The organism is Streptomyces sp. NPDC054813 (genome assembly GCF_053611365.1).
In genome coordinates this window covers 109,562-125,848 of record NZ_JBSHAF010000015.1, presented here as the reverse complement: position 1 = coordinate 125,848, position 16,287 = coordinate 109,562, and the positions used below count along the sequence as shown (strand labels likewise).

The 16,287-nt window shown below is 71.9% G+C and carries 20 protein-coding genes; 12 read left to right on the top strand and 8 right to left on the bottom strand.

Annotated elements, in window-relative coordinates:
- Positions 1–14: 14 nt before the first annotated feature.
- Both ACWGJB_RS28755 and ACWGJB_RS28750 read right to left on the bottom strand, forming a co-directional pair.
- Entirely contained in the window at positions 15–425 is a 411-nt protein-coding gene (locus ACWGJB_RS28755) for a winged helix-turn-helix transcriptional regulator (protein ID WP_453383057.1), read from the bottom strand.
- Complete coding sequence (locus tag ACWGJB_RS28750; RefSeq protein ID WP_453382968.1) at positions 355–1,461, bottom strand: LacI family DNA-binding transcriptional regulator; 1,107 nt, start codon at positions 1,459–1,461, stop codon at positions 355–357. The genes ACWGJB_RS28755 and ACWGJB_RS28750 overlap by 71 nt, the downstream gene beginning before the upstream one ends.
- A gap of 257 nt (positions 1,462–1,718) precedes the next feature.
- Between ACWGJB_RS28750 and ACWGJB_RS28745 the strand changes: the two genes are divergently transcribed.
- Complete coding sequence (locus ACWGJB_RS28745) at positions 1,719–2,783, top strand: glycoside hydrolase family 5 protein (RefSeq protein ID WP_453382967.1); 1,065 nt, start codon at positions 1,719–1,721, stop codon at positions 2,781–2,783.
- A 57-nt stretch (positions 2,784–2,840) separates the two neighbouring features.
- On the opposite strand, the gene ACWGJB_RS28740 is transcribed toward ACWGJB_RS28745, so the two are convergent.
- The 4 genes from ACWGJB_RS28740 to paaI all read right to left on the bottom strand — a co-directional run bounded on the left by ACWGJB_RS28740 (position 2,841) and on the right by paaI (position 5,874).
- On the bottom strand, positions 2,841–3,503 hold the full coding sequence (locus ACWGJB_RS28740) for a DUF5701 family protein (RefSeq protein WP_453382966.1): 663 nt from the start codon (positions 3,501–3,503) through the stop codon (positions 2,841–2,843).
- 74 nt (positions 3,504–3,577) lie between these two features.
- Positions 3,578–4,057, bottom strand: a complete 480-nt coding sequence (locus tag ACWGJB_RS28735) for a GNAT family N-acetyltransferase (protein WP_453382965.1) — start codon at positions 4,055–4,057, stop codon at positions 3,578–3,580.
- 42 nt (positions 4,058–4,099) lie between these two features.
- Positions 4,100–5,446, bottom strand: a complete 1,347-nt coding sequence (paaK, locus tag ACWGJB_RS28730) for a phenylacetate--CoA ligase PaaK (protein ID WP_453382964.1) — start codon at positions 5,444–5,446, stop codon at positions 4,100–4,102.
- A complete protein-coding gene (gene paaI, locus ACWGJB_RS28725; protein WP_453382963.1) occupies positions 5,446–5,874 on the bottom strand; it encodes a hydroxyphenylacetyl-CoA thioesterase PaaI in 429 nt (142 codons plus the stop codon). Before paaI ends, paaK begins: the two co-directional genes overlap by 1 nt.
- Before the next feature lie 94 nt (positions 5,875–5,968).
- Here paaI and ACWGJB_RS28720 point away from each other — a divergent pair, with 94 nt between their 5' ends.
- From ACWGJB_RS28720 to ACWGJB_RS28675, 10 genes are all read left to right on the top strand, one after another.
- Positions 5,969–6,136 carry a hypothetical protein gene (locus tag ACWGJB_RS28720; protein ID WP_453382962.1) on the top strand — a complete coding sequence of 56 codons (168 nt, stop codon included), beginning with the start codon at positions 5,969–5,971 and terminating at the stop codon, positions 6,134–6,136.
- Positions 6,136–7,356, top strand: coding sequence for a thiolase family protein (locus ACWGJB_RS28715; protein WP_453382961.1), 1,221 nt, complete (start codon positions 6,136–6,138; stop codon positions 7,354–7,356). Before ACWGJB_RS28720 ends, ACWGJB_RS28715 begins: the two co-directional genes overlap by 1 nt.
- The gene (locus ACWGJB_RS28710) at positions 7,353–8,105 is read left to right on the top strand and encodes an enoyl-CoA hydratase/isomerase family protein (RefSeq protein ID WP_453382960.1); all 753 of its coding nucleotides are present in this window, start codon (positions 7,353–7,355) and stop codon (positions 8,103–8,105) included. Before ACWGJB_RS28715 ends, ACWGJB_RS28710 begins: the two co-directional genes overlap by 4 nt.
- Positions 8,102–8,953 carry a 3-hydroxyacyl-CoA dehydrogenase family protein gene (locus tag ACWGJB_RS28705; RefSeq protein ID WP_453382959.1) on the top strand — a complete coding sequence of 284 codons (852 nt, stop codon included), beginning with the start codon at positions 8,102–8,104 and terminating at the stop codon, positions 8,951–8,953. Before ACWGJB_RS28710 ends, ACWGJB_RS28705 begins: the two co-directional genes overlap by 4 nt.
- A 165-nt stretch (positions 8,954–9,118) precedes the next feature.
- On the top strand, positions 9,119–10,090 hold the full coding sequence (gene paaA, locus ACWGJB_RS28700) for a 1,2-phenylacetyl-CoA epoxidase subunit PaaA (protein WP_453382958.1): 972 nt from the start codon (positions 9,119–9,121) through the stop codon (positions 10,088–10,090).
- Positions 10,087–10,377 carry a 1,2-phenylacetyl-CoA epoxidase subunit PaaB gene (gene paaB, locus ACWGJB_RS28695; protein ID WP_351734775.1) on the top strand — a complete coding sequence of 97 codons (291 nt, stop codon included), beginning with the start codon at positions 10,087–10,089 and terminating at the stop codon, positions 10,375–10,377. The genes paaA and paaB overlap by 4 nt, the downstream gene beginning before the upstream one ends.
- A gap of 9 nt (positions 10,378–10,386) precedes the next feature.
- Positions 10,387–11,217, top strand: coding sequence for a 1,2-phenylacetyl-CoA epoxidase subunit PaaC (gene paaC, locus ACWGJB_RS28690; protein WP_453382957.1), 831 nt, complete (start codon positions 10,387–10,389; stop codon positions 11,215–11,217).
- A complete protein-coding gene (gene paaD, locus ACWGJB_RS28685) occupies positions 11,211–11,726 on the top strand; it encodes a 1,2-phenylacetyl-CoA epoxidase subunit PaaD (RefSeq protein ID WP_453382956.1) in 516 nt (171 codons plus the stop codon). The genes paaC and paaD overlap by 7 nt, the downstream gene beginning before the upstream one ends.
- An 11-nt stretch (positions 11,727–11,737) precedes the next feature.
- Positions 11,738–12,838 (top strand): 1,2-phenylacetyl-CoA epoxidase subunit PaaE, encoded by a 1,101-nt coding sequence (paaE, locus tag ACWGJB_RS28680; RefSeq protein WP_453383056.1) that lies wholly within the window; start codon positions 11,738–11,740, stop codon positions 12,836–12,838.
- Positions 12,839–12,948: 110 nt separating this feature from the next.
- Positions 12,949–13,653: a DinB family protein gene (locus ACWGJB_RS28675; RefSeq protein ID WP_453382955.1), complete on the top strand. Its 705-nt coding sequence runs from the start codon at positions 12,949–12,951 to the stop codon at positions 13,651–13,653.
- Between the two features lie 237 nt (positions 13,654–13,890).
- Here the strand turns inward: ACWGJB_RS28675 and ACWGJB_RS28670 are convergent, their stop codons facing one another.
- Positions 13,891–14,580, bottom strand: a complete 690-nt coding sequence (locus tag ACWGJB_RS28670; protein ID WP_453382954.1) for an alpha/beta fold hydrolase — start codon at positions 14,578–14,580, stop codon at positions 13,891–13,893.
- Between the two features lie 365 nt (positions 14,581–14,945).
- On the opposite strand from ACWGJB_RS28670, the gene ACWGJB_RS28665 reads away from it, so the two are divergent.
- Positions 14,946–15,287 carry a hypothetical protein gene (locus ACWGJB_RS28665; protein ID WP_453382953.1) on the top strand — a complete coding sequence of 114 codons (342 nt, stop codon included), beginning with the start codon at positions 14,946–14,948 and terminating at the stop codon, positions 15,285–15,287.
- A 132-nt stretch (positions 15,288–15,419) separates the two neighbouring features.
- On the opposite strand, the gene ACWGJB_RS28660 is transcribed toward ACWGJB_RS28665, so the two are convergent.
- Entirely contained in the window at positions 15,420–16,166 is a 747-nt protein-coding gene (locus tag ACWGJB_RS28660; protein ID WP_453382952.1) for an SDR family oxidoreductase, read from the bottom strand.
- Between the last annotated feature and the right edge of the window lie 121 nt (positions 16,167–16,287).

The window sequence follows — 16,287 nt, the reverse complement described above, 5'->3', positions numbered from 1 at the left end:
GGGTGAAGCGCTCGTCAGCCACGATCGCGAACGCCGGTGCAGCCGGCCTCCTGCGCGGCCACGACCTCGTCACCGTGCTCGAATGCCCACGCCCCGACGGCGTCGATGGGCCCGAGCAACGACCGCCCCAGGCCCGTCAGACCGTACTCCACACGCGGTGGCGCCCCGGTCATGGCCCGCCGCGTCACCAGCCCGTTGAACTGTAGGCGCCGCAGGGGCTCGGTGAGCACCTTGGAGCTGATGCCGCCGATCTGCTCGCGCGGTTCGACCGGACGTCGGTGCCACGCCCGACGCCCCGCGAGCACGGCCGACCGGTACCGCCTGAGCCGGCCGGGGAGCCGATGCGACGGCGGGTCATCCGCGGCCCGGTGAACTGCGCGGCGGCGCGGTGCTGTCCCTGACCACCAGACGGGCCGGGACGAGATCGGTGCCGGGACGGGAGTCGTCCCGGGTGCGGATCTGGCGCAGGACGCCCTGGACGCAGCGGCGGCCGACCTCGGCGAAGTCCTGGTGGACGGTGGTCAGCGGCGGGATGAAGAAGGCTGCGTCGGGCGTGTCGTCGAACCCGACGACACTCACGTCGGCGGGCACGGACCGGCCCTGTTCGTGGAAGGCGCGCAGCAGACCCAGGGCCATATGGTCGTTGGACGCGAACACCGCGGTGCAGTCGGGCTCCCGGGCGAGCGCGAGCCCGGCCGCGTAACCGGACTCGGCCGACCAGTCGCCGTGCAGCGGCGCCGGAACCGGGCGTCCGGCCTCCTCCAGCTCGGCCCGCCAGGCCTGGGTGCGGCGCTGGCCCGCGTACGACGTCCCGGGACCGGTCACATGCCACACGGTCCGGTGGCCCAGCTCCAGCAGATGCCGTACGGCCTTCCGGGCGCCGTCGGCCTGGTCGGTGTCGACCACGCTGTAGCGGTCCCCGGCGTCCGAGTCCACGACCACCACATGGACGCCGGGGGGCAGTTGGACCGTGCTGGTGTCGAGCAGGTGGATCTCCATGATGACGATCACGGCGTCCACCGCCAGCTCGCCCATCCGCGTGAAGGCCCCCAGCACGTTGTCCTGCGTGGCCACGTCGATGGGGATGAGGGTGATCGCGTACCCCTCGGCCGCGGCATGGGTGGCGATCGCCTCCACGGTACGGCTGCTGCCCGTCGAGGAGAGGCTGAACAGGATCACACCGATGGTGTTGAACCGGCCGTAACGCAGGGCGCGGGCCGCGCTGTTGGGCCGGTAGCCGAGCTCCCGCATCGCGGCCAGCACCTGCTCCCGGGTGGAACTGATCACTCCGGCATGGCCGTTGGAGACCCGGGAGACCGTCTGCGAGGAGACACCGGCGAGCTTGGCGACGTCCGCCATCGAGACCCGCTGCTTCCGGCGTCCGCCCGGCACCCCGGAACCGCCCCGCTGCGCACCGCCCGTGGCCGACGGGACAGGTGCCCCCGGCTCGTTCAACTCCATCGGCTCACCCTTCAAGTCTCCTTCACGTACCGGATGTTACGGAGCGGGAAACCTTGACGGCCGCAGGAGCGGATGCCACGATTCCGACGCTTTCGAGTTTACGTAAACATCGCCGTGTGACCAGCCCGGAGGGTGATCTCCTCGCCGCGTCGCGCAGTGGATGTTCACGTAAACACGCCCGGTCGATGTTTACGTGAACATGCGACCGGGGCAACGAGCCGCCGCGCCGAGCCGCCGTCTCCTGAAAGGGCACGTTGATGCGCAAGACCCCCGCCGGAACCCGGATCACCCCTCGCAAGCGCGCCGCCCTGGCGGCGGTCGCGATCGCCGCCGTCGGTGCCACGACCCTCACCGGCAGCCCCGCCTCCGCCTCCGCCGCGGTACCGGGCCATGGCACCAGCCAGTTCAAGGGCGTCAACTGGGCCGACCCGCGCGACAACTACGCCGATGACCCGGTGGTCCTCTCCGGCCTGTCGCTCTCCGACAGCTACGCGCAGACCTACGCCAAGGCGACCCGGGTGATCGCGGCGTTCCGCGCCAACCTCGGGGCCAACACCGTACGGCTGCCCATCAACCCCTACACGGTGAACGGCTCCTACTGGAAGTCGTACCGCGGAGTCATCGACGCGGCCTCGGCACAGGGCTTCAAGGTGATCGTCTCCTACTGGGAGGGCACCGGCGCGAACAAGGACGGTTTCATCGACGACGAGGCCACCTACTGGCCGATGTGGAACACCGTCGTGAAGGCCTACCGGCACGACCCGCACGTCTACTTCGAGCCGATGAACGAGCCGCACGGCTACACCGACGCGGAGTGGGCCGACCTCGCCGCCAAGTGGCTGGCGACCTACCCGTACGTCCCGCACGACCGGGTCTTCGTCAGCGGCGCCGGCTACAACGACCACGTCACCACCGTCTGCGCCGACCCGCGCCTGAAGGGGACCTACCTCTCCCTGCACCACTACGGCTTCTGGAAGAGCTACGCCACCTATGACCAGTGGGCGGCCGACCTGAAGGAGCGGCTCGGTGACTGCGCGGGCCGGACCGTCGCCGACGAGTTCGGCGCCCCGATGACCACCGGCCTCGACTACAACGTGCCGACGCCCGACGACAACTCCGTCAACTTCATCCAGGCCGACACGGACCTGTTCCGCAAGCTCGGCATGGGCTCGGTGTACTGGCCCGGCCTGCGCACCGACGACACCTACTCGATCCAGAAGCTGATCGGCGACACCTCCCGCCCCTGGCTGGCCACCACCAACCAGTCCGGCGCCGACCGCCTCGCCTGGGCGTGGGGCCGCGGCAGGCCGGTGAGCGGCTGACGGACTCCGGGAGGGCCGCGGTGCTCACGAGCACCGCGGCCGGCCCGGCGGCGCGTCCTACCGGCCCCGGCGGCCCGCAGCCGAGGCGAACCCCAGCCAGGTGTGCCGGTTACCGGCCCAGCACCAGCCCACCTTGGGCGCGTTGCGGCGCTCACGGCCGTCCCGTCCGGTGCCGTTGCTGATCCAGATCGCCGGAGTGCGCGAGTCCAGGGCGCCGTTGGCCTTGCGCAGCCGTGAACCGATGGTCATGAAGCAGTGGTTGCGCTCCAGGACAGCGGGCTGTTGCAGCACCCAGTGGATGCCCTCGCTGAGCAGCAGCGGGGTGCGGTCCTGCGCGGTGAGCGCGGGGAGCGCCTCGTCAGGGCTCCAGTTCGCCATCCGGTCGCCCCGGTCCAGGCCGGTGAGGACGTAGAGCGGGGCGTCGGGCAGCGCGATCGTGTCGAGCGGGGCGAAGAGGTCGGCGTCGGTCATGTCGGTGACGACGAACCCCGGCCTGCCGTCGTGCCGGAGCAGCGGCGCGAGCGTGGAGGCGGGGGCGCGCTCCGGATGTACGGCGAGCAGGGCATCCTGCCCGGCAGGGGTCGCGGCGACGGCGCGGACCTCGGCCGCGGACAGCCCGGCGATCTCGTGCACCCCCGACTCGATGAGCCGCTCGGCCTGCGTGCCGAGGGACGGGAGTGCGGGGAGGACGGTGGAGGTGACGGACGCGGATGCGGGCACGATGCTCCCAGGGTCGGGGACGGGATCGGCCCCGGGACAACGAGGCGGCCCGCCGGGATGTTCCCGCAAATCCCCTACAGACGGCGCAGATACGTCAGACCGGGGAGGCCGGAGAGCCGCGTCTCGCCGGTGACGGTGAAGCCGGAGCGGGCCAGGACGGTCCGGGACGCCGTGTTGACGAGGGTGGTGGCGGCCCGCAGGAAGGTCAGTCCGTATCCGGTGGCGGCGAGGCCGCAGATCTCCCGCACGGCCGAGGTGGCCAGGCCCCGGCCCGCGGCCCGTTCCGCGATCCGGTAGCCGAGGTCGGCGCCGCCGTCCGCAACATCCACCAGATTGACCCGCCCCAGCACTTCGCCCGCATCGCCGACCACCACATGGAAGTAGCAGATCCCGGCCGCCTGTTCGGCGAGCAGCGCGCGGTGCCGCTCCTCGAACCGGGCGAAGTAGTCGTCACCGCGGTCGGGGACGGTCGCCGCGAAATAGGCGCGGTTCTCCTGCTCGAAGGCGAGGAGCGCCGGGACGTGGTCCGGACGGAGCAGGTGCAGCTCGGGCATGCCCAGGACAGTAGGCACCCCGGCCAGCCGTCCGCCAGCGTATTAACCCTTGCGCAGGTCCTTGACCCGGCGGAGTTTGCCGAGCGAACGCTCCAGGGTCTCCGGGTCGACGATGTCGACCTCCACGGTGACGCCGACACCGTCCTTGATGCCCTGGGCGATCGTCCGCGCGGCGGCCTCACGGTCGGCGGGACTCGCGTCGGGCCGGGCCTCCACACGGACGGTCATGTGGTCCATCCGGCCGCGCTGACTGATCTGGATCTGGAAGTGCGGAGCCACGGCGGGCGTGCGCAGCACGATCTCCTCCACCTGGCTGGGGAAGACGTTGACCCCACGCAGGATGATCATGTCGTCGCAGCGGCCGGTGATCTTCTCGATCCGGCGCAGTCCGGGACGCGCGGTGCCCGGCAGCAGCCGCGTCAGGTCCCGGGTGCGGTACCGGATGATGGGCAGCGCCTCCTTCGTGAGCGAGGTGAAGACCAGCTCACCGCTCTCGCCCTCGGCCAGCACCTCGTCGGTCAGCGGGTCCACCACCTCGGGGAGGAAGTGGTCCTCCCAGACGTGCAGTCCGTCCTTGGTCTCCACGCACTCCTGGGCGACACCCGGGCCGATGACCTCGGACAGTCCGTAGATGTCGACCGCGTGGATGTCCAGGCGCTCCTCGATCTCGCGGCGCATCTCCTCCGTCCAGGGTTCGGCACCGAAGATGCCGACCTCCAGGGAGGTGGAGCGGGGATCGATGCCCTGACGCTCGAACTCGTCGAGCAGGGTCAGCATGTAGGAGGGCGTGACCATGATGATCTCGGGACGGAAGTCCTGGATGATCTGCACCTGACGCGCGGTCATGCCGCCGGAGGCGGGGATCACGGTGCACCCGGCGCGTTCCGCGCCGTAGTGGGCGCCCAGACCGCCGGTGAACAGGCCGTAGCCGTAGGAGATGTGCACCTTGTGCCCTGGCCGGCCGCCGGCCGCCCGGATGGAGCGGGCGACGACGTCCGCCCACATGGACAGGTCGTTCTCGGTGTAGCCGACCACGGTGGGGCGGCCGGTGGTGCCGCTGGAGGCGTGTACGCGCCGCACCTCGGACATCGGGACGGCGAACATGCCGAAGGGGTAGGTGTCCCGCAGGTCCGACTTGGTCGTGAAGGGGAAGCGGGCGAGGTCCGCGAGGGTCCGGCAGTCCTCGGGCCGCACACCGGCCGCGTCGAACTTCTCGCGGTACAGCTCCACGTTGTCGTACGCGTGCCGCAGCGTCGCGCGCAGCCGGGTGAGCTGGAGCGCCGTCAGCTCCTCGCGGGACATCCGCTCGGCGTCGTCCAGGAGCGCCTCGGGGAGCGGCTCCCCCCGGCGGGTGGCCCTCGGCTCGGGCGCGATCACTTCGCTGCTCATCACGGCTCCTCAATCCGCGCGCGGAGGGTGCGACTGCGGCCGCGGAACTCCGCGATCACTTCGTCTCCGCGCACAACGCTCACGTCGTAGACACCGCTGCGGCCGAACCGAACGCGCTCCCGCGCCGTGGCCACCAGCACATCGCCTTCGTACGCGGGCGCGATGAAGTCGATGTCGGCGCCGGCGGCGACGGTCACGGGACCGTGGCTGTTGCAGGCACAGGCGAACGCGGTGTCGGCGAGGAGGAAGAGATAGCCGCCGTGGGCGATCCGGTGCCCGTTGACCTGCGAGGGTGCCACGGTCATCCGCAGGACGGCAGTCCCCTCGCCGTGCTCCAGCAGCTCGATGCCGAGTCCTCGTGACGCCTCGTCCGCGGCGAACATCGTCTCGACAGGGCCAGGCGTCGTTTCCGGTACCCGGGTCGTCATTTCCACCACCTTGTGGACCGACCGAACATTCGGTTAGCGTGCGGTGTGGTCAAGGTAATCCAGCGAGACCCCCGCATGTCAAGAGGTGTACCGCATGCCGCAGAAGACCCCTGAGAGGCCCGGCTGCCTCGCCCGTCACCGCACGCCGATGGAGCGTGCCGAGGGCGCCGTCGCGAGCCGCGATCACCGGTCCCCGCAACCGGAGTCACCGAGCAGATCCGTCTACGGCGAGTACGCCGCGCAGGGCAGGGAGGCCGCCTGATGCCGGACGTCTACCTGATCGACGGGGCCCGCACCCCGCAGGGCCGCTACGGCGGTGCCCTGGCCGCCGTCCGCCCCGACGACCTCGCCGCCCTCGTCGTCGCCGAGGCCGTGCGGCGCGCCGGAGCGCCCGGCGAGGCCGTGGACGAGGTCGTTCTCGGAGCCGCCAACCAGGCGGGCGAGGACAACCGGGACGTGGCCCGGATGGCGGTGCTGCTCGCCGGCCTGCCGCACACCGTGCCCGGCTACACCGTCAACCGCCTGTGCGCGTCCGGCCTGACCGCGGTGGCCTCGGCGGCCCAGACGATCCGCGCCGGGGAGGCCGGCCTGGTGGTCGCCGGGGGAGTGGAGTCCATGACCCGGGCGCCCTGGGTGATGGAGAAGCCCGGCACTCCGTGGGCCAAGCCGGGGCAGGTGCACGACACCGCCCTGGGCTGGCGGTTCACCAACCCGCGCTTCACCGCCGCCGACCGTGCCGTCCCCGGGGACGCCGGACCGGAGGCGGTCAAGGTCACGCTGTCCATGGGCGAGACCGCGGAGGAGGTCGCGGCCCTGGACGGCATCACCCGCGCCGAGTCCGACGCCTTCGCCCTGCGCAGCCACCAGCGGGCCGTCGCAGCCCAGGAGGCGGGCCGCTTCGACCGCGAGATCGTCCCCGTCCCCGTGCGGGACGGTGAGGTGACCCGGGACGAGGGCCCCCGCCCCGGCACCACCCTGGAGAAGCTGGGCTCCCTGCGGACCGTCTTCCGCGAGAACGGCATCGTCACCGCGGGCTCGTCCTCCCCGCTGTCCGACGGCGCGGCGGCCCTGACGGTCGCCAGTGCCGAGGCGGTGGAGCGCTACGGCCTCACCCCCCGGGCCCGGATCGTCGCCTCGGCCTCCGCCGGGGTGCAGCCCAACCTCATGGGTCTGGGACCGGTCCCCGCCACCGAGAAGGCGCTGGCCCGGGCCGGCTGGCAGGCCGGCGACCTGGACGCCGTGGAACTCAACGAGGCGTTCGCCGTACAGGCCCTGGCCGTCATCCGCCGTCTCAAGCTCGACGAGGACAAGGTCAACGCCGACGGCGGCGCCATCGCTCTCGGGCATCCGCTCGGCTGCTCCGGCGCCCGCATCCTGCTCACCCTCCTCGGCCGCCTGGAACGCGAGAACGGCCGCCGCGGCCTGGCCACGCTCTGCGTGGGCGTGGGCCAGGGCGTCGCACTGCTGGTGGAGCGGGTGTGACCACGTCTTCGTCGTACGACACGCTGCTGGTGGAGGAGCGGGCCGACCGGGTCGTCGTCACCCTCCACCGCCCCGAGGCCCGCAACGCCATCAGCGGCCGCATGATCAGCGAACTGCACCAGGTGTGCGAGCGACTGGAGCGCGAGCCCAGGCTGCTGCTCCTGACCGGCCACGGCGGGGTCTTCGCGGGCGGCGCCGACATCGCCGAGCTGCTGGAGCGCGGCCGCGACGAGGCGCTCCAGGGCATCAACAGCCGGCTGTTCGAACGCGTCCGGCGGCTGCCCATGCCCACCCTGGCCGCCGTCGAGGGCTGGGCGCTGGGCGGCGGGGCCGAGCTGGCCTACGCCTGCGACCTGCGGATCGCCGGCCCCGGTGCCGTCTTCGGCAACCCCGAGCCGGGCCTCGGCATCCTCGCCGCGGCCGGCGCCTGCTGGCGGCTGCCCGAACTGGTCGGGGAGTCGATCGCCAAGCAGATCCTGCTCGCCGGCCGCAACCTCGACGCCCAGGCCGCGCTCGCCGCGGGCCTGGTCATGGAGGTCGTCCCCGCCGAGGAACTGCTGGAGTGCGCCCACGCGCTGCTCGACCGCATGGCACGGTCCTCGGCCACGGCCCTGCGGCTGACCAAGCTCGTCGTCGACTCGCCCGGGGCCCACCCGGTCGCCGACGACCTGGCGCAGGCCGTGCTGTTCGAGAGCGCGGACAAAAAGGACCGCATGACACGTTTTCTCGAGAAGAGGAGTCGCGCATGACCTCGGCACCCGACACCGTCGCCGTCATCGGCGGCGGCCGGATGGGCGCGGGCATTGCCCAGTCCTTCGCCACCGCCGGCTCCGCCGTGACCGTGGTGGAGAGCGGGGCGGAGGCCGCCGCCGCGGCGCTGGAGCGGATCGGCGGCAGCCTGCGGCGGGCCGGGGAGCGCGGCCATCTGAGCGAGCCCGCGGAGCGGGTGGCCGGCCGGGTGACCGTCGTACCCGCGGTGGACGCCCTGCCACCGGGGACCGAACTGGTCGTGGAAGCGGTACCGGAGGACGCGGCGCTCAAGGCCCGCCTTCTGAAGGCCGCCGAAGAGGCTGTGGGCGACACGACCGTCCTGGCCACCAACACCAGCTCCCTGTCGGTCACCGACCTCGCCGCCGCGCTCCGACGGCCGGAACGGTTCCTCGGGATGCACTTCTTCAACCCGGTGCCCGCCTCCGCACTCGTCGAGATCGTCGTCGCCCCCGACACCGCCGAGCACACCGTGCGGGCCGCTCTGGAGTGGACCAGGGCGCTGGGCAAGCAGGACGTCGTGGTCAAGGACTCGCCCGGCTTCGCCAGCAGCCGGCTCGGCCTGGTCCTGGGGCTGGAGGCGATCCGCATGGTCGAGGAGGGCGTCGCCGCGCCCGAGGCCATCGACGACGCGATGCGGCTCGGCTACAAGCACCCCATGGGGCCGCTGCGCCTGACCGACCTGGTCGGGCTCGACGTCCGGCTCGCCATCGCCGAACACCTGCACGCCACCCTCGGCGACCGCTTCGCACCGCCGCGGCTGCTGCGCGAGAAGGTGGCCCGCGGCGAACTCGGACAGAAGACCGGCCGGGGCTTCTACGCCTGGTGACCGGCGCGGGCCGCGGCGGCACCGTGCGCGCCGTCCCCGGCGGACGGTGGCCCTGCGCGGGCGGTCGGTCTTTTGCCGGACACCGATCCGGTGCGGCCCTTGCCAGATCAGGGAGGGCATACCTTATGATGAACCGAACGAATGGTCGGTAGGGAGTGGGTGGAGATGACTGAAGCGGCCGGAAGGGACGCCGAGCACGACCTGGAGTCCCATTTCGAGGCGACGATCTCGCGCGACCAGCGGATCGAACCGCGCGACTGGATGCCCGAGGGCTACCGCAGGACGCTGGTCCGGCAGATCGCCCAGCACGCGCACTCGGAGATCATCGGCATGCAGCCGGAAGGCGAGTGGATCACCAGGGCGCCCTCGCTGCGCCGCAAGGCGATCCTGTTCGCCAAGGTCCAGGACGAGGCCGGCCACGGCCTGTACCTGTACTCGGCCGCCGAGACCCTGGGCGTCGACCGGGCTGACCTCACCCAGCGCCTCCTCGAAGGCCGCCAGAAGTACTCGTCGATCTTCAACTACCCCACGCCCAGTTTCGCGGACGTCGGGGTCATCGGCTGGTTCGTCGACGGCGCGGCCATCTGCAACCAGGTCCCCCTGTGCCGCAGCTCGTACGGGCCCTACGCCCGCGCGATGGTGCGGATCTGCAAGGAGGAGTCCTTCCATCAGCGGCAGGGCTACGAGCTGCTGATGACCATGATGCGCGGCACCGACGCCCAGCGGGAGATGGTGCAGGACGCGGTGGACCGCTGGTGGTGGCCGTCCCTGATGATGTTCGGTCCGCCCGACGACGCCTCGCCCAACTCCGCGCAGTCGATGGCCTGGAAGATCAAGCGGCACAGCAACGACGAACTGCGCCAGCGCTTCGTCGACATGACCGTGCCCCAGGCGGCCAGGCTCGGCGTCACCCTGCCCGACCCCGAACTGCGCTGGAACGAGGAGCGCGGCCGGCACGACTTCGGCACCCCCGACTTCTCCGAACTCAAGGAAGTCATCAGCGGCAACGGCCCCTGCAACGCGGAGCGGATGCAGCGCAGGCGCGACGCCCACGAGGAAGGCGCCTGGGTGCGTGCGGCCGCCGGCGCGCACGCCGCCAAGCAGGCCGCCCGGGCACGTAAGGAGGCAGTCGCATGAGCGACTCGGAGAACTGGCCCCTGTACGAGGTGTTCATCCGCGGCAAGCGCGGCCTCAACCACGTCCACGTCGGCTCGCTGCACGCCGCGGACGACGAGATGGCCCTCACCCACGCCCGCGATCTGTACACCCGGCGCAACGAAGGCGTCAGCATCTGGGCCGTGCGCTCGGACCACATCGCCGCCTCCAGCCGGGACGAGAAGGACCCCTTCTTCGCCCCCAGCGCCGACAAGGTCTACCGGCACCCGACCTTCTACGACATCCCCGACGATGTCCCGCACATCTAGGAGCCGGTGATGAGCGACGACCACGTCTACCTGTCGCTGGCCGAGGGCCACGACGAGGGCGACGCCCGCTGGGCCTTCGGCACCGGCTTCGAAGACCCGCTGTACGGCGTCGACACCGTCGTACCCGAGGGCGTCGACGCCGCCGCACTGGCCGCCCACTGCCTGGCGCTCGGCGACGACGCCCTGGTCCTGGCCCAGCGGCTCGCCGAATGGGTCACCCGCGCCCCCGAGCTGGAGGAGGAGGTGGCGCTGGCCAACATCGGGCTCGACCTGCTCGGCCAGGCACGCCTGCTGTACGCGCGCTGCGGGCAGGTGGACGGCACCGGCCGTACGGAGGACGCCTACGCCTATTTCCGCGACGCCGGCGACTTCCGCAACGTACGCCTCGCCGAACTCCCCAACGGCGACTTCGCCTTCTCCGTCCTGCGGCTGCTGGTGTTCGCCAGCTGGCGCCTCGCCCACTTCACCGAACTGGCCTCCGCACCCGACCCGGTGCTCGCGGCGATCGCGGCCAAGGGCGTGAAGGAGCTGACCTACCACCGGCAGTACGCCGCCGAATGGGTCGTACGCCTGGGCGACGGCACGGAAGAGTCCCACGCGCGCATGCTGACCGCCCTGGAATCACAGGCTCCGTACTGGGAGGAACTGTTCGCCGCACAGGACGTGCGCGAGGCGGTCCTCGCCGATCTCCAGCAGGTCCTCGACGCGGCCGGGCTCCCCGTGCCGCACACCGCACCCCTGCCCGGCCACGGCCGGCACGGCGGACACACCGAACACCTCGCCCCGCTCCTGGCCGAGCTGCAGAGCGTGGCCCGCGCCCACCCGGAGGCGACATGGTGACCGTCCTGTCCGACGTCCGGCGGGCCCGGGACCTCGCCGAACAGGTCCCCGACCCCGAGCTGCCCATGCTCACCCTGGCCGACCTCGGGGTGCTGCGGACCGTGACGATCGAGGCCGACGGCACGGTGGTCGCCGGTCTCACCCCCACCTATTCGGGCTGCCCCGCCATGGCCGAGATGCGGGCCGGGGTCGCCGCGTGCCTGCGGGACGCCGGGTTCGACCGGGTCGAGATCCGTACGGTCCTCGACCCGCCGTGGACGAGCGACTGGATCACCCCCGAAGGGCGCCGCAAGCTCGCCGCACACGGCATCGCACCGCCCGCGACAGCACCGCGGCACCCCACCGGTCCCGTCCCGCTGAACCTGTCACCGACCCGGCGCACGGTCACCTGCCCGCGCTGCGGGTCGGCCGACACCGAGGAGACCTCCCGCTTCGCGGCCACCTCCTGCAAGGCGCTGTGGCGGTGCCTGGCCTGCCGCGAGCCGTTCGAGTACGTCAAGGAGATCTGATGGCAGAGCTGATGGCACCGACCGCCGGTGCCCCCGCGACGACAGTCCGCCGGCGCCGCCCAGCCTTCCATCCCCTGCGCGTCGCCGCCGTCCAGCGCCTGTGCGAGGACGCCGTGGCGGTCACCTTCGACATCCCCGAGGCCCTGGCGGAGGAGTTCGCCTTCGGCCCCGGCCAGTCGCTCACCCTGCGTCGCGAGGTCGACGGGCGCGACGAGCGGCGCTCCTACTCGATCTGCTCGCCGGTCGGCGCACCGCCCCGCATCGGCGTCCGGGAGGTGCCCGGCGGGCTCTTCTCCTCCTGGCTGGTCCACGAGGTGCGGCCCGGCGACACCGTGCAGGTGATGGCCCCCACCGGAGCCTTCACCCCCGACCTCACGGTGCCCGGCCACCATGTACTGATCGCCGCGGGCTCGGGCATCACCCCCATGATGTCCATCGCCGAGTCCGTCCTGGCGGCCGACGACCGCTCCAGGGTCACGCTGTTCTACGGCAACCGGCGCACCGACACCGTGATGTTCGCCGACGAACTGGCCGACCTGAAGGACGAGTACCGCACCCGCTTCCACCTCGCCCACGTGCTGTCCCGTGAACCCCGCGAAGCCGAACTCCTCTCCGGCCGTCTCGACGGCGACCGCCTCGCCGCCCTCGTCGCGGGACTGATCGACGTCTCCGCCGCCGATCACTGGTGGCTGTGCGGACCGCACGGCATGGTGCTCGACGCCCAGCAGGTCCTGGCCGGGCTGGGTGTCCCCGGCGGGCGGATCCACCAGGAGCTCTTCTTCGCCGACGAGCCGATCGAACCCGTCCGTCACGAGGAGGCGGCGGCGACGGGCCCGGCCAGCGAGGTCACCGTCACCCTCGACGGCCGCTCCACCACCGCCCGGCTGCCGCGCGGCACGGCACTCCTCGACTCCGCCGCCCGCATCCGCCCGGACCTGCCCTTCGCCTGCAAGGGAGGCGTCTGCGGCACCTGCCGGGCACGGATCACGGACGGCGAAGCCGACATGCGCCGCAACTACGCCCTCGAACCCGCCGAGGTGGAGGCCGGCTATGTGCTGACCTGCCAGACGTACCCGGTCTCCGAGAAGCTGACGGTCGACTACGACAGCTGACCGGCAGCGGCCCTGGGCCGCCCGCTCCAAAATTCGTCGCGCCCCGTGCCGACGAGTCGTTAGTCTCCGTCCGGGCGTGGCAGGGCAGGAGACCGCACAGGGAGCGACGCATGGGGACCGGCCGTTCGGGCTTGCTGCTCGACCAGTTCGACCGCGCCAGGGAGTTGGCCCAGGTGCGGCTGACGGGGCTCGGCGACGAGGAGTACCTGTGGGAGCCGGTGCCCGGTTGCTGGTCGGTCCGGCGCCGGGAGGAGGCGACGACGCCAGGGGCGTACGGCCTCGGTGACTGGGTGCTCGACCAGGGCGCCCCCGACATCCCGGCCGGCGAGTACGCCGAGGTCGCCCGGCAGGTCGCCGCGGGCATGCCCGTCGCCAAGATCGCCGAGGACTGGAGCGTCGGCGTCGGGCGGGTCGAGGAGATCCTCGGCCGCACCGGTCCGCCGGAGCCCGACCGGACCCCGGTCACCACCATCGCCTGGCGGCTCGGACATCTGCATTCGGGCTTCGCCGGCCGCTGGGAGTGGACCTTCGGAGACCGGCGGCGGCACCCGAAGCTGCTGGTCGACTTCACCCCGGACGCCGCGTCGGCACTCGACCGGTTCTGGGCGACGGTGGACCGTTGGCGTACGAGCGTCGCCGCCGTCACCGACGAGCAGCTCGACACGGTCGGCTTCTCGCAGTACCCGTCCGGCTCCGACCCCGACGATCCGTTCGTCGACGTGCTGTGGGAGACCAACCTCGAACTCGTCCACCACATGGCCGAGATCGCACTCCTGCGCGACCTGTGGCAGGCCCGGTTCGGCGGCGGAGCGTAGCTCGAGGCCACCGACCCGAGGGCGATCTCGCGCTGCTGTGGGGTGAGGGACGCCGGCCCGGTGGCGCCGGTGGCGCTGGCGGACAGCCCGGTGGCCCGCAGGTTGTTGCCGGCGCGGGTCGCTCTCGAACTCCCCACCGACGTCCGAACCCCAGCCGCGACGCCACCCCGGGCATACCGCCGCGGCCGGGATCGCGCGGGCTGCCCGGATCCCGGCCGCGCGCAGGACGCCGCAGGGTCAGTGAGCGGCGGCGGCCTGCTCGATCAGGTCGGCCACCGCGTCCGGCCGCGACACGTACACGGAGTGGCTGCCGGGAACCTCGACGACGGTCGAGCCCGCCCGCTCCGACATCGCCCGCTGGGCCGGCGGCGGGATCATGCGGTCGTCGGTGGCGACGAGGTACCAGCTCGGCTTCACCCGCCAGGCCGGCTCCGACACGGCGCCGTTGAGGGCGTCGAGGCCCCACGGGACCTGCGAGTCGGCCATGAACGCCGCCAGGTCGGCGGGCACGTCACCGGCGAAGGAGTCCGCGAACTTCTCGCGGTCCAGGAACAGGAAGCCGTCCCTGGGCGGCAGGATCGGCGGCACGGGGGCGCCGGGCGGCGGGTCGGCGATGAGCGTGCTCACCGACTCGCCCTTGTCGGGCGCGAACGCGGCGATGTAGACGAGCGCCGCGACCTTCGGGTGACTGCCCGCCTCGGAGATCACGGCACCGCCGTAGGAGTGCCCCACCAGGACGACCGGGCCGTCCTGCGCGTCGAGGACCATCCGCGTCGTCGCGACGTCCCCCTCCAGCGACAGCGTCGGGTTCTGGACGATGCTGACGTCGTACCCGTCCCGCTTGAGGACGTCGTAGACCCCCTGCCAGCCGGATCCGTCCACGAAGCCTCCGTGGACGAGAACGACGTTCCGCGATTCCGCACTCATGGCTTCTCCCTCGGCGTGTCCGACCGTCGCGGCCACGCGGAGAAAGCTAGACGGCTGCCGCCAAGACCGATTCCGTCAATTGACGTAGTTCGCGGGGAGCACCGTGCGGCCTCTCGCCCCGTGCGGAGAGACGCCCAGGACACCGCTGTGCCGGTGCCCTTGCGGCTTCACGCGGATGTTGCCACGCTGGACGTTCAGGTTGTCTGCTCCAGCTCTCTGCGCGGCGTTCGCGAGATCGCCGGCCCGACCAGTCCCGGCCCGAACGTTCGTGCGCGCTGCTCTCCTCCCCGGCGCTGACGCGCGTACCCCGCGCCCACACCACAGTGACCGGCCGGACAGCCGCCGCCTCACCTGGGGAGCACACCATGGACACGAACGAGGAGGCCGCCCGCGGCCTGACCGACATCCAGGACTTCCTCTACCAGCAGGCTCACCTGCGGGCGGCACGCCGGCGGGTCGCGGACTTCACCGCGCAGGAGCCGGGGCTGACGCAGGACCAGCGGACGGACATCGAACGCTGGTACCTCGCGGAACAGACCTATGTGGCCCGCATGGTGACGGAGCACATCGCCGCGAGCATCGACGTGGTGGAACAGCGGCACCGCGCCCGCTTCGGACACTGGCTGCGCGGGACGCTGACCGCGATGATCCTGATCACCGTGACGATGGCGCTGTGCGTCACCGCGGTACTGGTCGGCGCGTCGTAAGCCGCGGCGGGCAAGGCCTGTGCAGAGCGAAAACGCGCGGGGCCGTGGAATCCGCAGGGTTCTTGAGTGCGCTCGGCAGCCGGGAAGCGGCCCCCCCTCCTCCTTCCCACGGGGGCCACTACCCGTCGACGCCTACCGCTGCCGCGCGAGCCAGTCGGTGAACCTGACCTCGCCGAGGCTCGCGTCCGGACCGGGCAGCAGCGTGTTCTCCCGCAGCTCGGCTCCCCAGTACCGCGCCTGCGGGTCCGTGACGACCTTGCGGGGGTCGTTCGCCGCGTCCAGCGCGATCCGGACGAACTCCTCGAGCTGGAACGCCTCGGGCCCGCCGACCTCCACCACGCCGTTGACCGGCGCGCCCACCGTGGCGCGAGCCACGGCCGCGGCCACGTCGTCGGAGACGAGGGGCTGGATCCTGGCGTCCGGCAGGCGCACGGTGTCGCCCTCGGTCACCCCGTCGGCCAGCCCCTTCGCGAACTCGAAGAACTGGGTCGCGTGGACGATGGAGTACGGGATGCCGGACGCCTTGATCAGATCCTCCTGGGCCTTCTTGGCCCGGAAGTAGCCGCTCTCCTGGAGCCGGTCGGTGCCCACCACCGACAGCGCCACATGGTGCCGCACGCCGGCGTCCGCCTCGGCCTGGAGGAGGTTGGCCGTGGAGGTGCGGAAGAAGTCCAGGACCGCCCGGTCCTCGAACGAGGGGGAGTTGGACACGTCGACCAGCACCGAGGCGCCCTCCAGGACCTCGGACAGCCCCTCCCCGGTGAGGGTGTTGACGCCGGTGCTGGGCGCGGCCGCGACCGCCTCGTGCCCGGTTTCGCCGAGCCTGCTGACGAGCTTCGAACCGATGAGTCCGGTGCCACCGATCACGACGACCTTCATGACGGAGTTCCTCTCGGAGACTTTCTGGTGTCTGCACCAGAAGAGACCGGGCAGCCCTTCCGCCTGTGACAGCCCGTCCGGGAAGTCGAGGAAAATCATCTGTTGCCGCGTCGGGATGCGG